Here is a 16,220-nt window from a genome sequence, read left to right as displayed (position 1 = left end):
TACCGCGTGCCATCCCTCACTGCGTTCGGGCAGTCGCTCCGTCTACGAAGAAAGTGTACCCACCCTCGCCCTCCGTTATGTTGGGATAATCCTGCTCTGTTCCGGCGATAGGTCACGAATTACATCGATGTGCTTGTTACGGGAGAAACGATTCGTACAATCTCAGATTTCCGTTGCCAAAGGGGCGAACGGGGTAGTGCTTCTTTCTGTCTGGAGCGACTGTCCTGCGCAACAGGACTGGGCCGTAAGCGCATAACCTAGAAAGAACTATGTACGTCGCGACCTGGTGACGGGAGCAGGTAACTAAGTCCGTAGTTCTGGTCGTACGGCCCATTCAGCGGAAACAGAAAAAGTACTCCCCCGTGAACCCCGAGCTGCGTACTATCGGGATTCCATTCCGCACGAACTAACAGACAAACTGCAATTAACAAAAGACCCGTTGGCTTCCTGTTCAGCCAACGGGTCTTCATATATCATTAAGGCTGTTATCCCCAGCCCTTCTTATTGCATTTTCTGCAGCAAGACTTCTTTCGCCTTGGCGAGCTGCACATCGGTGGTGTCGCCCTCCTGGAAGTCCACCTCAACGTCCGGCTCGATGCCGACGCCATCGATGCAGCGTCCATTCGGCGTATAGTATCTGGCAATCGTGAGCTTCAGGCCATCGTCCTCAAACAGCGGTACAACAACCTGCACGGAGCCTTTACCATACGACTTCGTGCCCACCAGCGTGCCAGCGCCGGTATCCTGCAGGGCACCGGCAAGGATTTCCGACGCGCTGGCGCTGTTGCCATCAATCAGCACCACCACCGGATACTTGGGTTCCTCCAGCGAAGAATCATGCTCCTCCTTCGAGCCATCGCGCTGGACCACCGAAACGATTGGCCCTTTCGGCACCAAAAGATCAGCGACCTCGACGCAGCTCTTGACTAGCCCACCAGGATTCTGGCGCAAATCGATGATGAGGCCCTTCATGCCCTCCTGGCCGAGTTTCTCGAACTCTTCCTTGAACTCCTCGCCGGTATTCTCGCCAAACGAGGCGATGCGGATGTAGCCCATCTGGGTGCCGTCGATCATCTTGCCCTTGGCCGTACGCAGCTTTATGGTGTCGCGCTGTATCGTGTAGTCCTGATTCTCTACGCCCTCGCGGTGAATCGTCAGCGTAACTTCGGTGCCGACATCGCCGCGGATATGCATCGATACTTCTTCGGGCTGGAACTCGGTGACCGGCGTGCCATCGACAGCTACGATCTCATCGTTAGCCTTGAGGCCTGCGGCCTCACCTGGCGTGCCTTCAAGCACCGAGACAATCGTGACCTTGTTGTCCTTGAACCCCATCGTCACGCCGATGCCGCCGAAAGTGCCGGCCGTGTGCTCCTTGAGGGTCTTATACATGTCTTCCTTCAGATAGATGGAATGTGGATCGCCCAGCGACTTCACCATGCCATCGATGGCACCATTCATGAGGTCGCGGGAATCAACATCGCGCACATAGCGCGCCTCAATCATGCGCTTGACGCCGAGGAATCGCACCATGTCCAGTGACTTCGCTGTATCGAGCCCCAACAGTGCCGCCAAGCCCACCAGTGTCAGGGCACTGGAAATCAAGGCCGTCAGCACGATGCCAAGTATTATCTTTTTCTTGCTCAGATGCTGCATATCTATCTCCATCATAAATAACTATACGGGCTGACGGGCTCACCGCCGCTGCGCACCTCAAAGTGGCAGTGCGGCCCCGTGCTGTTGCCTGTCGAACCGCAGTAGGCGATGATATCGCCCTGGCTTACCGACTGCCCAACCGAAACGGCCAGCGACTGATTGTGACCATAGAGGGTCGTGATGCCGCCGCCGTGGTTGATGATGACCGTATTGCCATAGCCCGAAATCCAGCCCGCGTACTCAACAGTACCGGCCTGTGCCGCGCAGATGGCATCGCCGTAGTCAGCACCGATATCGATGCCGCTATGGTATTTCTGCGTCCCCGTGATTGGATGCACACGCCAGCCGAAATCCGACGTGATCGTGCCGCCCACCGGCCAGATCATCGAGCCATTGCCAGCCGCTGGCATATTCGCCATGCTGCTGCGCTGCAGCATCGCCGCGATCTGCTTCGATGCTGCCATGAGCTCATCATACTGGCGGTCGACCGTCGCCTTGTCGTTCTTCATCCTGTCGATGATTTCCTTGCGGCGGCGAACCTTCTCCTCCATGACTTCGCGGGCCTGCCGCGCCTTGAGCTCCTGCTCGGCACGGGCCTCCTTGTCCTTGGCAAGGCTCGCCTGCGTCGTCTCGATCTCGTTCTTTTCAGCCAGTACGCTCTGCACCAGGTCGTAGTCCTGACGGATGACCTTCTTCAATAGATCCATGCGCGTCATGAAATCCGAAAAGTCCTTGGCGCCGAACAGCACATCGAGATACGATACCTGTCCATTGATGTAGATATCGCGCACCCGCTTGCCGAGATGATCGCTCTTCTTCTCATAGTCCTTGCGGACCACCTTGAGCCGCGCCTCATTCTCATCCATGCGGGCAATGGTCTCATCGAGGGCCGCCTTGAGCTGCTTATGCTCAGAAATCGCCGTCTCAGCCTCTTCGTCCACCAGACGCTTTTCTTCGGACAGCGACTCAATCTTCTGCTGCAGCGCCTCGCTTTCCTTGCGTTTCTCCTCAGCCTGGCGCTCGTAGCTGGCCTTGTCATCCTCACGTGAGGCCTGGACAGGAGCTGCGCCAAGGGACACCACAAAGCCCGCAGTCAAAGCGACAGCTACAGCCTTTTCTGCTTGTCTTTTCATGCCTATGCTTCCTTCCTCAAACCTTCAGGAACCGCTTGAGCGAGATAGCTGAACCCAGCGCGCCGATAGCCATGCCCGAAAAGATGATAGCCACCGTGACATAGTTCATGAACGGGTACTGCGGCATCAGCGGGAAAAATGCCAGCGTGTTATAGATCTTAGCCGCCATGGCCGCATAGAAACTGCGCAGAGCGATGGCCGCCAGCGCGCCGCCCACAAAACCCATGACGACACCTTCCAGCACGAAGGGCCAGCGGATGAACCAGTCCGTCGCGCCGACGTATTTCATGATGGCCACCTCTTTGCGCCGCGCAAATACCGTCAATCGGATTGTATTCGAGATGATGAACAAGGTCGCCGCTGCCAAAAGCACCATAAGGGCCAGGCCAAACAAGCGGATCAGCCGCGTGATATCGAAAAGATGCTTGACCACATCCTGTCCGTACTTGGCCGCCTCGACGCCATCCATCTTCTCGATGGCCTTGGCCGCCGTCTCCACCATATCCGGCTGGGCTACCGTGAGCTCAAAGGACTCCGGCAGCGGATTCTGGTCGCCCAGCGCATCGAGCAGATACTTCTGGTCGCCAAGGCGCTCCGTCAGGCGCTCCTTGGCCTCCTCACGGCTCACGTACTTGACGCTCTCGATGCCCTGCATCTTCTCTAGTTCTTTCTGCAGATCCTTGCGCTCTGAGGTCTTGACGCTATCCTCGAGATAGACACTGATCTGCACCTCCGACTCGAGAGACGAGGCCAGGCGGTTCATGTTGAGCACCAGCGTCAGGAAGACGCCAAGCACGAACAGCGAGACGGCTACCGTGCCCACCGAGGCAAACGACATCCAGTTATTGCGCCGGAGCGAGTGAAATACCTCCGTGATGAAATATTCACTGGTCCTAAGCTTCATAACCATAGCCTCCTCTTAACTCATCGCGTACGATATGGCCATCCTCGATGGCAATGACGCGGCGTTTCATCGTATCGACAATCGTGCGGTCATGGGTTGCCATGACAATCGTCGTGCCTGCCTTGTTGATGCGCTTGAAGATATCCATGATATCCCAGCTCGTATCCGGGTCAAGGTTGCCCGTCGGCTCGTCGGCAATGACGATAGCCGGATCGTTGACGATGGCACGTGCGATTGCCACGCGCTGCTGCTCACCACCAGAGAGCTGCGCCGGGAAACAATTATACTTATCCCTGAGGCCAACGACGTCGAGCACCGCATTGACACTGCGTTGCATCAGACGGCGCGGCGCCTCGATGACCTGCATCGCAAAAGCCACATTCTCGAACACCGTCTTGTCGGGCAGCAGGCGGTAATCCTGGAAGATTACGCCGAGGCCGCGCCGCAGGTACGGCACCTCTTTGTGGCTCATATTGACCACATCGTGACCGTTTACCGTAAGGATACCGCTGGTCGGCAGCTCCTCGCGGAACAGCATCTTGATGAAAGTCGACTTGCCGGCACCGCTGGCACCGACGATAAAGACAAACTCGCCCTTCTCGATATCGACATCGACACCATCGAGGGCAACAGCACCATTTTCATATATCTTGGAAACGTTGCTCATATGTATCATGAGATACTCATCCTCCGCATTCAAATTGCAAAACTATCTTTTATTGTACCATATCCCACGCAAAAAGATAAGCCTTCCCCTGCCGGGAAGGCTTATCCATATCATCTACCTATCATTTATGGGCCAGGTTGAGCGCCAGCTCTGCATTGCTGGCTGCCCGGTCACGCAGTACCGTCAGCAGCTCTGCATTCTGCTGGCGGAATGTCTGCTTGTCATTCCATTTGCGGCGAATCTCCGCCATGAGCTCATCAGCCGTGACATCGCGCAGATTGCCGACCGGCTCCTCGCCGATGGACTGCAGGAACCGATCGATTTTCGGATCATAGGAAATACCGAGCATCGGCACCCCCATGACGCCAGCAAAAATCAGTGCATGGAGCCGGATGCCGAGCATCAGGTCCATGTTGCCGACGAGCGACAAGAACTCGCTCGTCGTATACTCGTCTTTGAGTACCGTGCAGGGTTCCGTGGTACGCGCGGCAATATCGCGGGCTGCCCGCACATCGTCAGGGAACTGCATCGGCAGGAACACCACGCGGGCGCCGAGCTCTCGAACCACGCGGTCGGAGACTTCAGCGAGCACCTCTTTATAATGGGTCCAGCCCTGCCACTCGCGCACCGAGATACCGACGACTGGCTTGGCACCATCAGCCTGATAAGCCTTGAAGATGGCGCGCCCAGCGGCGCGGTCTACTGGATGGATGGCCAGCACCGGATCGGCCGTGCAGTGGATGGCGGGCTTGTTGATGCCGAGCCGCGCCAGTTCCTTCAGCGAGCCCTCATCACGCACCGTGATGAGATCCACGCGATTGCCCAGCCAGCACATCGCCCGCTCAGCCACATGGCCGAGGATGGGGCCGATGCCCTGAGCATAGAGCATCACCTTCGTGCCCAGCAGACGGGCTAGCAGGATGATTGCCAGATAATAGTAGAGGCTGCGGCGGCTCGTGACGTTCTGCAGCAGGCTGCCGCCACCGCTTATCAGGAGATCCGCCTGCCGGAGCTCACGGATGATAGCGGGCAGTCCAAGCCAGGAAACCGCATCGACACCATGACGCTTGCGCGTGTCCTCAGGATCGGCAGAAATCACCGTGATATGAAGTTTTGGGTCGAGATCTCCTAGGACCTCCAGCATTGCTGCCAGCATCGCTTCATCGCCGGCATTTTTCGAGCCGTAATATCCCGATACGACGATCCTGCTCATGAATCTGCCTTACTCCCCTTTGCTTTCGAAATAATGACCTGCCAGAGCTCTACGAGAACCATGGCCACGGCGCCAATCCCTGCGCCTAAGACAATGCCGCCGATGCCGCGCATGAACGACATATAGACCGGCGTGCGCATATGCGCAAAGGTCTCAACCATCGAGCCCTGACCGATCGTGGCGACAAGCACCAGTGCGAAGAACACCATGGTCGGCCACTTGCGCCAGAAAGCCATCGCTGCGAGCATGAAGGCCGGATGGCCGATCATGAGCTCCTTGGTACGCGGTCTGGCATAGAAGGCCTGCTCGAGGAACGCACGGAACTTGAGCTCCGACTGCGAAACGGGCATGCCCGACGTATGACCGCTGCGGGCCACAAAGACCACGCCAGCAATCAGCACGAGCCCCATCAGGAACAGCGTCTTGACGCGAACCGGCATATCGAGGATCTTCTTGAGCTGGTTGACGACCCCCTCCGTATCATCCATCTTGCCATCGAAGATATCAAAGCGCTGCAGGAATGCGGCACCCACAAGGATAATCGGCAGTACGAACGTCAGCTTGATGCCACGGAAGATCTGGAATTCGAGCAGGTACTCGGTATCAGCAAGCGATCCCGAAAGATAGGCCGCACCGATATAAGCCAGCGCACCCGTGACAAACAACGCCAGAGCCGCCGTCACGATAAGGCGCGGCAGGGCCACCTTTGCCTTCTCCTTGAACGCGCGCACGCGGTCGAGCTGGAAGATGACAGCCAGTGCCGGGAATACGTTCGCGCTGGCAAGAGCCGCCATGACGCGAATCTTCGTACCGCTGCCCATGAGCACCGGCACAGCTGCAGCCAGGGCAAACAATACGAACAGTATATACTGATATTTCGGACGCCCATTGAGCGCCGGGATCACCAGCGACAGGTACAGGACAACTGCTGCGGCCACGCCCATCATGACGAGCGCACGCAGGCCCTTAGCCGGCAGGAGTTCCGGGAAGGTACCAGCAGGCCCGATCGTATAGCCATGGGCCACAAGCTTGTCATGGGTATCCTGGAAATACTTCAGATTCGTCTCCAAGAGACTCATATTGGGCGACGGTTTATCGTAGATGCGCATGAGGTCGATACGGATATTGCGTTCCTCATCCGTATTCGACCAGCGCTCGACAGCCGTATCGATCTTGAGTTTCGGCTGCTCGTCCTTCGGCACCGAGTAAAGACGGGCCACATGGTCATAGCCGACGCCTTTGGCCACCTCATTCATGCCGTCCTGATGATAGAACTGCAGCTGGGTGGTTGCCTCGATGAGGCCCAGCGTCATATCGCGCGCCTTCATCTCATCGATGGTCGTCTGCAATGCCTTCGTCGCACCCAGCACCTGGCTGCCCGAGAAGACGACTTCCGAGATGCGGAACCCATCCATGCGCGCAAAGACGGCTTTGACGTCATCCGGCGTGCAGGCAGTGAAATTGCTCGGGCGGGCCAGCACGTAGAAGCCCGCATCGTTCACAGCCTGCATCTCGTCGGTCGGCATGCCGATATCCATCTTGACGAAGGACTCATAGTGGGCCTTGACCGCCATGACCTCTTCGAAACCGACCGTGAAGAGTCTGACACGGTCGGCACCGAGACGGCGCGGCAGGTCTTCCTTCAGTTCCTTCCACGTCTGCGCATGGTGCCCGACGATATAGACCTCCGTGCCGACAATCTTGCCCTCGGCGGCCAGCTGCCGCCACAGTGGATCCGTCAGACGGCCGCTATGGTAGTCAGCCAGCAGCTGGCTGCCAGCAATAGCCGTGGCCTTGCCATTGGCATTGAGTTTCTTGAACGTCGTATCGTAGACAGCCAAGGACGTGATGCCAGCGTCTTTTGCCTGCTGCAGCACTTCATCGACCGGTCTGCCCTCACGCTCAGCCAGCTCGACCAAGCCCTCATAGTCGATGGCCATATCCACCTGGCGGTTCGCCTGCTCAACGCTATGGCGCTGAAAGCTTATCGCCAGCGCCGCGGCCAGCCCGATGGCGATGAATATCAGCAGCCAGCGGTTGTACTTGAATACCTTCATTGCTTTATCTTCACCTTATTCCTTATTATCTCGTGCTGCCGTGATGATCACGGCACCATCGGTCTGCTCGACCTGGCGGATCTTCATGCCGAGCGGCAGCTTATCTGCAGCTGCCAGCTGGATATTGCCGAAGAGATCGCCAAGTTTTGCTGTACCGATAAGGGTATTTCTCATTTGCAGTCTTGTCATCAGGAAGTACAAAGCCCCACTGTCCTCAGTGATCTGCCCTTCCATCTCGATATCGGCCACGCGGCCGAAGATCTTGGCATTGGCCGTGACGAGCACGCGTTCACGGTTGATGCTGACCTGTACATTCTCTATCTTATCCACACGGCGCTGCAAGACCTCACGCAGGTTCTCCTCATCGACCGTGCCCGTAAGCGTAAGCTCATCGGCCTTGTTTACCTTCACGCCCTGATTGCCAAAAAGTGCTGGCATATCGAGCTGCACATTGCGCCCCTTGAGCGTGAGCTCCCGCAGATATACCTGCCCGATCTTGGCCTGATGCAGCACCGCATCGAGCTGGCCGATGCGCCCGAGGGCCAGCAGGGCCGAGGGCGACGAATCAGCTGTGACCACCACATCATTCGTGGCCGCCTTCTGCGAAAGTTTCGTCTTGATGGTCGACTGTGCCAGCCACGGCAGCACCGTTGCGCTTGACACGATTAATATTATGAATAACAAGCCCAGAATAGTCAAGCCTTTTCGCAAATCAATCACCTCACAAAGCAATAAGGAGCCAGGAACATTCGCGTACTCCTGACTCCTTCAGATTAAAATTCGTGATTCGCCTTGGCATTCAAGAACGCCCGGATAAACGGATCGATCTCGCCATCCATGACGGCCTGGACATTGCCCGTCTCATGATTCGTGCGATGATCCTTGACCATCGTGTACGGCTGGAATACATAGGAACGGATCTGGCTGCCCCACTCGATGTTCTGCTGATCGCCCTCGAGCTTAGCCAGCTCAGCCTCTTTCTTCTCCATCTCGAGCTCGAACAGCTTAGCGCGCAGCATCTTGAGGCACTGCTCGCGGTTCTGCAGCTGGGAGCGCTCATTCTGGCACTGGACGACGATTCCCGTCGGCTCATGGGTCATGCGGACGGCCGAAGACGTCTTGTTGATGTGCTGACCACCGGCACCCGATGCGCGATACGTATCGACGCGGACATCGGACATGTTGATGTCGACTTCTACGGCATCGTCGATTTCCGGCATGATATCGCAGGCCGAGAACGACGTGTGACGGCGCGCATTGGCATCAAAGGGCGAAATGCGCACGAGACGATGAACGCCCTTCTCCGATTTGAGGAAACCATAGGCATTATGGCCTTTGATGAACAGCGTTGCCGACTTGACACCGGCCTCATCGCCCGGCAGCAGGTCAGCAGTCTCGACGGTAAAGCCGTGACGCTCAGCCCAGCGGCCATACATGCGCAGCAACATTTGCGTCCAGTCCTGGGCCTCCGTTCCGCCAGCACCAGCGTGCAGCGTCAGGATGGCATTGTTCGCATCATAGGGGCCTGAGAGCAGTACCTCGAGCTGCAGGGCCTCAAGGCCCTCGGCGACGGCGTCAAGTTCAGCCTTGACGTCCTCTTCCATGCTCGCGTCATCCTCTTCCATGCCCATCTCGAACAGCGTCTCGGCATCCTCGAACTTATTGAGCAGTGCCTTGTATTTATCGACGCTGATCTTGACATCGTTGAGCTCCTGGTTGATTTTCTGAGCCTGCTCGGCATCATCCCAGAAGGTCGGCTCGCCCATCTTGTATTCGAGCTCGGCAATCTTTTCCTCTTTCGCCGGGACCTCGAGGGACGTTTCCATCTGAGCAAGCTTTTCACGCAGCTCGCCCAGCCGTGGTTTCAAATCTTCTAGCATTGTTCCACCTTTACTTATGTAAAACCTAATATCCTATCTATCTTATTCGTCCTTGCCGCAGCAGTTCTTGTACTTCTTGCCGCTGCCGCAGGGGCACGGGTCGTTGCGTCCGACCTTCTTGCCATCATTCGTTACCGGCTTCTTCTTCGCCTCAGCCGCGCTGACCTCATCACCATGGGATGCCTGGGCATTCTTCAGGTGGTCGGAAAGCTGGGAGCGCTGCTCCTTGATGGCTTTTTCCAGTTTCTGTTTCTGCGTCTCGCTCGGCTGTGCATGCTCAGCCTCCTGCTCAGCGGCCATAGCCTGCTGTTCCGGCGTGATGATGCTGACATGATACATCAGCGAGGCGATCTGATCCTGGATGGCAGCCTCCATCTCCTCGAACATATCGAGCGCTTCGATCTTGTACTCGACCAGCGGGTTGCGCTGGCCATAGGCGCGCAGGTTGATACCCTCACGCAGCATGTCCATGTGATCGAGATGCTCCATCCACTTGCTGTCGACAACACGCAGCATGACGACCTTCTCGAGTTCGCGCATGTTCTCCTCGCCAAACAGCAGCTCGCGCTGATGGTAGCCATCCTCTGCGACCTTCTCGAGCGCTTCCTTGAGTTCATCACGGCTGAGCTCGACCAGTTCCTCTTTCTTGAGGCGGCCGGCCGGCGCGTAGATCTTCTCAGCATCCTCGATGAGACCATCGAGCTGCCACTCCTCCGGATACAGCTGCTCATTGGCATACTGGTTCATCTCGTCCTTGATGATATGTTTGACCATGCCCATGATGTTCTCGCGCAGGTTGTCCCCCGTGAGAATCTTGCGGCGCTCGCCGTACATGACCTCGCGCTGCTGGTTCATGACATCGTCATACTCAAGGACGTGCTTGCGGATATCGAAGTTACGGGCCTCGACCTTCTTCTGCGCATGCTCGATGGAGTTCGTGATGAGCTTGTGCTCAATCGGTTCGTCCTCTTCCATGCCCAGCTTGTCCATCATGCCTGCGATGCGGTCCGATGCGAACAGGCGCAGCAGGTCATCCTCCAGCGACAGGAAGAAACGGGATGCACCCGGGTCACCCTGACGACCCGAACGGCCGCGCAGCTGGTTGTCAATACGGCGGGACTCATGGCGCTCCGTACCGACGATGAAGAGACCGCCAAGCTCCGGCACACCCTCGCCGAGCTTGATATCAGTACCGCGGCCAGCCATGTTGGTCGCGATCGTGACAGCGCCTTTCTGGCCGGCATCGGCGATGATCTCAGCCTCTTTCTCATGGAACTTCGCATTGAGCACATTGTGCGGGATGCCATGCTTGTGCAGCACGGCGCTGAGCTCCTCAGACTGCGTGATGGAGGTCGTACCGATAAGCACCGGCTGCCCCTTCTCATGGAGCTCCTTGACCATCTTGCCAACGGCTTTATACTTAGCCTTTTTCGTCTTATAGATGAGATCCGGATAATCGACACGCTGAACCGGCTTGTTCGTCGGCACGACGATGACCGGCAGGTTGTAGATCTTCAGGAACTCGTCTTCCTCGGTCTTAGCCGTACCAGTCATGCCGGCCAGCTTGTCATACATGCGGAAGTAGTTCTGGAACGTGATCGTAGCCAGCGTCTGCGACTCGCGCTGGATCTTGACGCCCTCTTTAGCCTCGATGGCCTGGTGCAGGCCATCGGAGTAGCGGCGGCCTTCCATCAGACGGCCCGTGAACTCATCGACGATGATGACCTCATCGCCACGCACGACGTAGTCACGGTCGCGCTTCATCAGCGCCTTGGCACGCAGTGCTGCCGTAAAGCAATGCGAGAGCTCGATGTTCTCCGGCGCATAGAGATTCGTGATACCAAGCATTTTCTCGATCTTGGGCACCGTGCTGTCAGCAGCGGCTACAGTCTTCTGCTTCTCATCGACCGTATAGTCCGTGCCTTCCTTGAGGCCAGCCACAGCCTTGGCCATGACAGCATACATATCGGTGGATTTCGCCCCTGGGCCCGAGATGATCAGCGGCGTACGCGCCTCATCGATGAGGATCGAGTCCACCTCATCGACGATGGCATAGTGCAGCTCACGCTGGACCATCTGATCCTGGGAGATGACCATGTTGTCGCGCAGATAGTCGAAACCGAACTCGTTGTTCGTACCGAACGTGACATCACAGCCATAAGCGTATTTGCGCTCAGGGAAATCCATATCATGGACGACAAGGCCGACCGTCAAGCCGAGGTAACGGTAGAGCTTGCCCATCTCCTCGCTGTCGCGGCGAGCCAGGTAATCGTTGACCGTAATCACATGCACGCCCTTGCCCGTCAGTGCATTGAGGTACACGGGCAGCGTCGCAACCAGCGTCTTACCTTCACCGGTGCGCATCTCAGCGATGCGGCCCTCATGCAGGCACATGCCGCCGATCATCTGGACATCGAAATGGCGCATGCCGAGCACACGGCGCGAACCCTCACGAACTACGGCAAATGCCTCTGGCAGGATATCGTCGAGGGTCTCGCCATTTTCCAGACGCTCCCGGAACTTATTCGTATAGCCCGTCAGCTTGTCATCCGTCAGATTCTGCATCTGCGGCTCGAGGGCATTGATTTTCTCGACGACCTCGCGATAACGTGCTATCTCTTTATCGTTATTGTCACCCAAGAATCTTTTAAGAAATCCCAGCAAACAAAATCACTCCTATTACCAATATAGCTTCTACAAGTAGTCTTACCTTACAATATTAACAAACTGCCTTGGATAAGTCAATTCATGCAACTCTTTTCCTATTATATTTATAGCGATCTGAGCATCATAAAAGCCTTCCCTGCAGGGAAGGCCTTCTTTTCGCTATTTATTTGTCTTGACCGGTCAATTTCCCGACTCGATCAGTCCGTAGTTGCCATCAGTACGTTTATAGACCACATTGACATCCTCTGTCTCCGAATCGCGGAAGACGAAGAAATTGTGATTCAGCAGATTCATCTGCATGATAGCTTCCTGGGTGTCCATCGGTTTGACGATAAAACGTTTCGTCTTGACGACCTTGTACTCCTCATCTGTGTCATCCTGTTTGTCTGGAACAGCTGGCGCCTGCAGCGCCTCAGCCTTGAATCCGCCACCACGGAAACGACGAGCCAGTTTCGTTTTCTGCTTGTGGATCTGACGCTCCAGTTTCTCTACGACCAGATCAATCGACGTGTACATGTCCATCGTGGCTTCCTCGCCGCGAAGCAGGATACCACCTTGCACCGGTACCGTGACCTCAACGATGTGACGGCCCTTCGATACCGTGAGCAGTACGGAAATCTCACCGACGTTGTCAAAGTACTTCGTTACTTTGCCGACGCGTTTTTCCACGTACTCACGCAGGGAAGGAGTGATCTCGATGTTCTTGCCTCTTACAGTGAATGTTGCCATACGACACATCCCCTTTCTTATGATGGACCATGGCAGATGCCACGGCTCTTTTCGTATAATCCTGCCTCCCGGTAGGTTTATACCCTTAGTATTCGCCAATAACTAGCAAAACCCTTCTTTCATCCTAAGAAAAAAATCTGAAATTTCAATGAGGGAACGCATGGCCGTTTGCATAAAAAAAAGCCCCGATTCAGCCGAACCGGGGCTAAGGTATACTATCGTATCAAGCCGTCTTTACGACATTCGAAGCCTGCGGGCCACGAGCGCCTTCGACGATGTCAAACTCTACAGCCTGACCTTCATTCAGGGTCTTGAACCCTTCATCCTTGATTGCCGAGAAATGTACGAATACATCGTCACCGTCCTCGCGAGCGATGAAGCCATAACCTTTTTCAGCACTGAACCATTTAACTTTGCCAACCATTGAGATTCCTCCTAGTGAAAAAATACCACACCACAACAATAGTGGTCAATATCAATTATAATTGTTAGAAATCCAACTGTCAATATTTCTATTTTTTTCTGACAAATCTTTAATACTGCGCCAAACCTTAAGTTACAAGACTTTCGACAGGAACAGCTTCGTACGCTCCTGCTGCGGATGCTCAAAGACATCCTTCGGCGCACCCTGCTCAAGGATCTTGCCCTGATCGACAAACAGCAGGCGGTCACCAACCTCGCGCGCAAAGCCCATCTCATGAGTGACGATGACCATCGTCATGCCCTCTTCGGCCAGGTTGCGCATGACATCGAGAACCTCGCCGACCATCTCGGGGTCAAGAGCCGAAGTCGGCTCATCGAACAGCATGACCTTCGGCTTCATGGCCAGTGCCCGGGCAATGGCCACACGCTGCTGCTGGCCGCCCGAGAGCTGTGTCGGATAGTTGTCAGCCTTATCGGCCAAACCGACGCGCGTCAGCAGGCGTACAGCCTCTTTCTTCGCCTCGTCTTCGGCCATATGGCGGACCTTCATCGGTGCCAGCATGATATTCTGCAGCACCGTCATATGCGGGAACAGATTGAACCGCTGGAACACCATGCCGACTTCCTCGCGCACCTTGTTGATATTAGCCTCGCCATCGAGTACGATGCCATCGACACAGACCGTGCCCTTCGTCGGCTCCTCGAGGTAATTCATGCAGCGCAATAGTGTGCTCTTGCCCGATCCTGACGGCCCGATGATGACAACGACTTCCTTCTCCTTGATATCAAGGTCGATTCCCTTCAAGACATCGACTTTTCCATACGATTTATATAGATCCTTAATGTTTATCATCAGTCTTGAACCTCCACTCCAGATAAGCCACGAAACGGGAAATCGACAGCGTCATGATCAGATAGATAATGGCAACACAGGTCCAGATTTCCACCGACGCATAAGTCTTGGCGATGATCAGCTGCCCACGGCGCGTGAGCTCCTCAAAGCCGATGACCGAGACCAGCGACGAATCCTTCAGCAGGGCGATGAACTCATTGCCAAGCTGCGGGATAACGCGCTTGAACGCCTGCGGAATGATGATATAGCGCATGGTCTGCGTCCAGGTCATGCCGAGAGAGCGGCCGGCCTCCATCTGCCCCTTGTCGATGGACTGGATGCCCGAACGGAAAATCTCGGTGACATAGGCACCCGAGTTCAGTCCGCAGGCGCTGATGGCTGCCACATACGGGTCGCTGCGCTGACCAGTCAGCAGCGGCAACGCAAAGTAGACGAGGAAAATCTGTACCAATAACGGCGTGCCGCGGAAAAAATCAACATAAATGGCCGCGATGATGCGGAAAATGCGGATATTCACGATACGGGCAATGCCCATGAACAAGCCGATGATGATACCGACGATAACCGATAACGCCGTAATCTTGATGGTGATACCTGCGCCTAACAATAACAGCGGCAGCGAGTCCTGTACCAGCTGGAAATTGAATTCCATAAATCTTCACCTGATTCCTTTGCTATTTTTCTAATATTTATTCACTATTTTATCATCCTAAAGCCTATTATATTTCAATGTCCAGTCGGTGTCAACAATGAATATACCTTGAGTAATCAGCGAAAACAAAAAACATCAGCCATGACAGGCTGATGTTTTTTTATGCAGGTTTATTGATTATTTTTTCTCGCCGAACCATTTAGCGAAGATCTTGTCATACTCGCCGTTCTCTTTGAGTTTCTTGAAGGCCGCATTGATCTTTTCCTGCAGCTCTTTGTTGTCCTTGCCAACAGCGATACCATAGTCTTCAGCCGTCAGTTTCTCCTCCAGAGCCTTGACGCCCGTAGCACCGCTCTTCGTGATGTAGTAGTCATTGACCGGACGGTCATTTACGACTGCATCGACGCCACCAGCCTTTAGCTCCATGAAGCAGTCAGCCGGCGTATTGAGGGTCTTGACCTCAACGCCTTCGATCTTGGCGACCTCAGCAGCACTCGTCGTGCCCATCTGGACAGCAACCTTCTTGCCCTTGAGATCCTGGAACTTCTTGATGTTCTGCTCATCGCTGCGGACAACCATCGTCAGGCCGGACTGATAATACGGATCCGAGAACAGGACATTCTGCTTACGCTCATCATTGATCGTCATACCGGAAATGATGACATCGATGTTCTTGCCCTGCAGTGCCGGAATCAGGCCATCGAAACCGAGGTTCTGGATCTCGACCTCATAGCCCATCTCCTTGCCGATGGCACGGATAAGATCCATATCAAAGCCCTGATACTCCTTCTGGCCCTCATCCTGGAACTCGAACGGTGCAAAGTCGATTGACGAACCAACCTTGAGTACCTTGGCGCCCGAGCCACTGCCCGAGGAAGCATTCTGGCTGCCGCCACAGCCTGCCAGAGCGAACACAGCGAAGGCACAAGCTGCGACCAATGCCAATACTTTTTTCATTTTCATGAAGATCCCTACTTTCTCAAACTTTGTTGCGTTTACAGTTAAACAAAATGGAGCCCAAGCGTAAAGCTTGAGCTCCATTGCCCACGCACATTTATTATTATAGCACACGCTGAGCAAACTGCAAGAGATTAGTCTCTCTCTGCTCGTTTTTTATTGAAGCAGTCACGGCAGTAAACCGGACGATCATTTTTCGGCTCAAACGGAACTTCCGTCTCCTTGCCGCACTCAGCGCAAACTACCTTGAACATCTGGCGCTGCTCGCCACCCTCGCGGGTACGACGGCGCTTGTCACGGCAGTCACGGCAACGTGCCGGCTCGTTCTCGAAACCTTTCTCAGCATAGAATTCCTGCTCACCAGCGGTGAACGTGAACTCCTTGCCACAATCTTTGCATACCAGTGTCTTGTCTTCGAAAGCCATAAGA

General features: G+C 55.3%; 15 protein-coding genes. All 15 read right to left on the bottom strand.

Going from position 1 to position 16,220, the window contains the following annotated elements; all coding sequences use genetic code 11:
* Positions 1-501: 501 nt before the first annotated feature.
* Complete coding sequence (locus tag BM322_RS06040; protein ID WP_177220831.1) at positions 502-1,647, bottom strand: S41 family peptidase; 1,146 nt, start codon at positions 1,645-1,647, stop codon at positions 502-504.
* A 20-nt stretch (positions 1,648-1,667) separates the two neighbouring features.
* A complete protein-coding gene (locus BM322_RS06035) occupies positions 1,668-2,789 on the bottom strand; it encodes a murein hydrolase activator EnvC (protein ID WP_075429006.1) in 1,122 nt (373 codons plus the stop codon).
* A gap of 16 nt (positions 2,790-2,805) precedes the next feature.
* Complete coding sequence (gene ftsX / locus BM322_RS06030; RefSeq protein WP_075429005.1) at positions 2,806-3,693, bottom strand: permease-like cell division protein FtsX; 888 nt, start codon at positions 3,691-3,693, stop codon at positions 2,806-2,808.
* Entirely contained in the window at positions 3,683-4,369 is a 687-nt protein-coding gene (gene ftsE, locus BM322_RS06025; RefSeq protein ID WP_075429004.1) for a cell division ATP-binding protein FtsE, read from the bottom strand. Before ftsE ends, ftsX begins: the two co-directional genes overlap by 11 nt.
* A 112-nt stretch (positions 4,370-4,481) precedes the next feature.
* A complete protein-coding gene (gene csaB, locus BM322_RS06020; protein WP_075429003.1) occupies positions 4,482-5,573 on the bottom strand; it encodes a polysaccharide pyruvyl transferase CsaB in 1,092 nt (363 codons plus the stop codon).
* On the bottom strand, positions 5,570-7,630 hold the full coding sequence (locus tag BM322_RS06015) for a DUF5693 family protein (RefSeq protein ID WP_075429002.1): 2,061 nt from the start codon (positions 7,628-7,630) through the stop codon (positions 5,570-5,572). The genes csaB and BM322_RS06015 overlap by 4 nt, the downstream gene beginning before the upstream one ends.
* A gap of 15 nt (positions 7,631-7,645) precedes the next feature.
* Positions 7,646-8,293, bottom strand: coding sequence for an LmeA family phospholipid-binding protein (locus BM322_RS06010; protein WP_177220828.1), 648 nt, complete (start codon positions 8,291-8,293; stop codon positions 7,646-7,648).
* Between the two features lie 110 nt (positions 8,294-8,403).
* Positions 8,404-9,510: a peptide chain release factor 2 gene (gene prfB / locus BM322_RS06005; protein ID WP_075429001.1), complete on the bottom strand. Its 1,107-nt coding sequence runs from the start codon at positions 9,508-9,510 to the stop codon at positions 8,404-8,406.
* Positions 9,511-9,552: 42 nt separating this feature from the next.
* Positions 9,553-12,174 (bottom strand): preprotein translocase subunit SecA, encoded by a 2,622-nt coding sequence (gene secA / locus BM322_RS06000; RefSeq protein WP_075429000.1) that lies wholly within the window; start codon positions 12,172-12,174, stop codon positions 9,553-9,555.
* 183 nt (positions 12,175-12,357) lie between these two features.
* Positions 12,358-12,906, bottom strand: coding sequence for a ribosome hibernation-promoting factor, HPF/YfiA family (gene hpf / locus BM322_RS05995; RefSeq protein WP_075428999.1), 549 nt, complete (start codon positions 12,904-12,906; stop codon positions 12,358-12,360).
* 223 nt (positions 12,907-13,129) lie between these two features.
* Entirely contained in the window at positions 13,130-13,330 is a 201-nt protein-coding gene (locus tag BM322_RS05990; protein WP_075428998.1) for a cold shock domain-containing protein, read from the bottom strand.
* Positions 13,331-13,462: 132 nt separating this feature from the next.
* Positions 13,463-14,182: an amino acid ABC transporter ATP-binding protein gene (locus tag BM322_RS05985; protein ID WP_075428997.1), complete on the bottom strand. Its 720-nt coding sequence runs from the start codon at positions 14,180-14,182 to the stop codon at positions 13,463-13,465.
* Positions 14,169-14,834 (bottom strand): amino acid ABC transporter permease, encoded by a 666-nt coding sequence (locus tag BM322_RS05980; RefSeq protein WP_075428996.1) that lies wholly within the window; start codon positions 14,832-14,834, stop codon positions 14,169-14,171. The genes BM322_RS05985 and BM322_RS05980 overlap by 14 nt, the downstream gene beginning before the upstream one ends.
* A 177-nt stretch (positions 14,835-15,011) precedes the next feature.
* Positions 15,012-15,797, bottom strand: coding sequence for a basic amino acid ABC transporter substrate-binding protein (locus BM322_RS05975; protein WP_075428995.1), 786 nt, complete (start codon positions 15,795-15,797; stop codon positions 15,012-15,014).
* Between the two features lie 128 nt (positions 15,798-15,925).
* Positions 15,926-16,216: a zinc-ribbon domain containing protein gene (locus BM322_RS05970; protein WP_075428994.1), complete on the bottom strand. Its 291-nt coding sequence runs from the start codon at positions 16,214-16,216 to the stop codon at positions 15,926-15,928.
* Positions 16,217-16,220 lie beyond the last annotated feature (4 nt).

This window comes from Selenomonas sp. GACV-9 (assembly GCA_900116485.1).
GTDB lineage: Bacteria > Bacillota > Negativicutes > Selenomonadales > Selenomonadaceae > Selenomonas_A > Selenomonas_A ruminantium_G.
This window is presented reverse-complemented; position numbering and strand designations above follow the sequence as displayed.

Excerpts from the sequence above, each read along its gene's own strand:
- BM322_RS06035 (WP_075429006.1), bottom strand. The coding sequence starts at position 2,789 with ATGAAAAGACAAGCAGAAAAGGCTGTAGCTGTCGCTTTGACTGCGGGC.
- ftsX (WP_075429005.1), bottom strand. The coding sequence starts at position 3,693 with ATGAAGCTTAGGACCAGTGAATATTTCATCACGGAGGTATTTCACTCG.
- ftsE (WP_075429004.1), bottom strand. The coding sequence starts at position 4,369 with ATGATACATATGAGCAACGTTTCCAAGATATATGAAAATGGTGCTGTT.
- csaB (WP_075429003.1), bottom strand. The coding sequence starts at position 5,573 with ATGAGCAGGATCGTCGTATCGGGATATTACGGCTCGAAAAATGCCGGC.
- BM322_RS06015 (WP_075429002.1), bottom strand. The coding sequence starts at position 7,630 with ATGAAGGTATTCAAGTACAACCGCTGGCTGCTGATATTCATCGCCATC.
- prfB (WP_075429001.1), bottom strand. The coding sequence starts at position 9,510 with ATGCTAGAAGATTTGAAACCACGGCTGGGCGAGCTGCGTGAAAAGCTT.
- hpf (WP_075428999.1), bottom strand. The coding sequence starts at position 12,906 with ATGGCAACATTCACTGTAAGAGGCAAGAACATCGAGATCACTCCTTCC.
- BM322_RS05990 (WP_075428998.1), bottom strand. The coding sequence starts at position 13,330 with ATGGTTGGCAAAGTTAAATGGTTCAGTGCTGAAAAAGGTTATGGCTTC.
- BM322_RS05985 (WP_075428997.1), bottom strand. The coding sequence starts at position 14,182 with ATGATAAACATTAAGGATCTATATAAATCGTATGGAAAAGTCGATGTC.
- BM322_RS05980 (WP_075428996.1), bottom strand. The coding sequence starts at position 14,834 with ATGGAATTCAATTTCCAGCTGGTACAGGACTCGCTGCCGCTGTTATTG.
- BM322_RS05975 (WP_075428995.1), bottom strand. The coding sequence starts at position 15,797 with ATGAAAATGAAAAAAGTATTGGCATTGGTCGCAGCTTGTGCCTTCGCT.
- BM322_RS05970 (WP_075428994.1), bottom strand. The coding sequence starts at position 16,216 with ATGGCTTTCGAAGACAAGACACTGGTATGCAAAGATTGTGGCAAGGAG.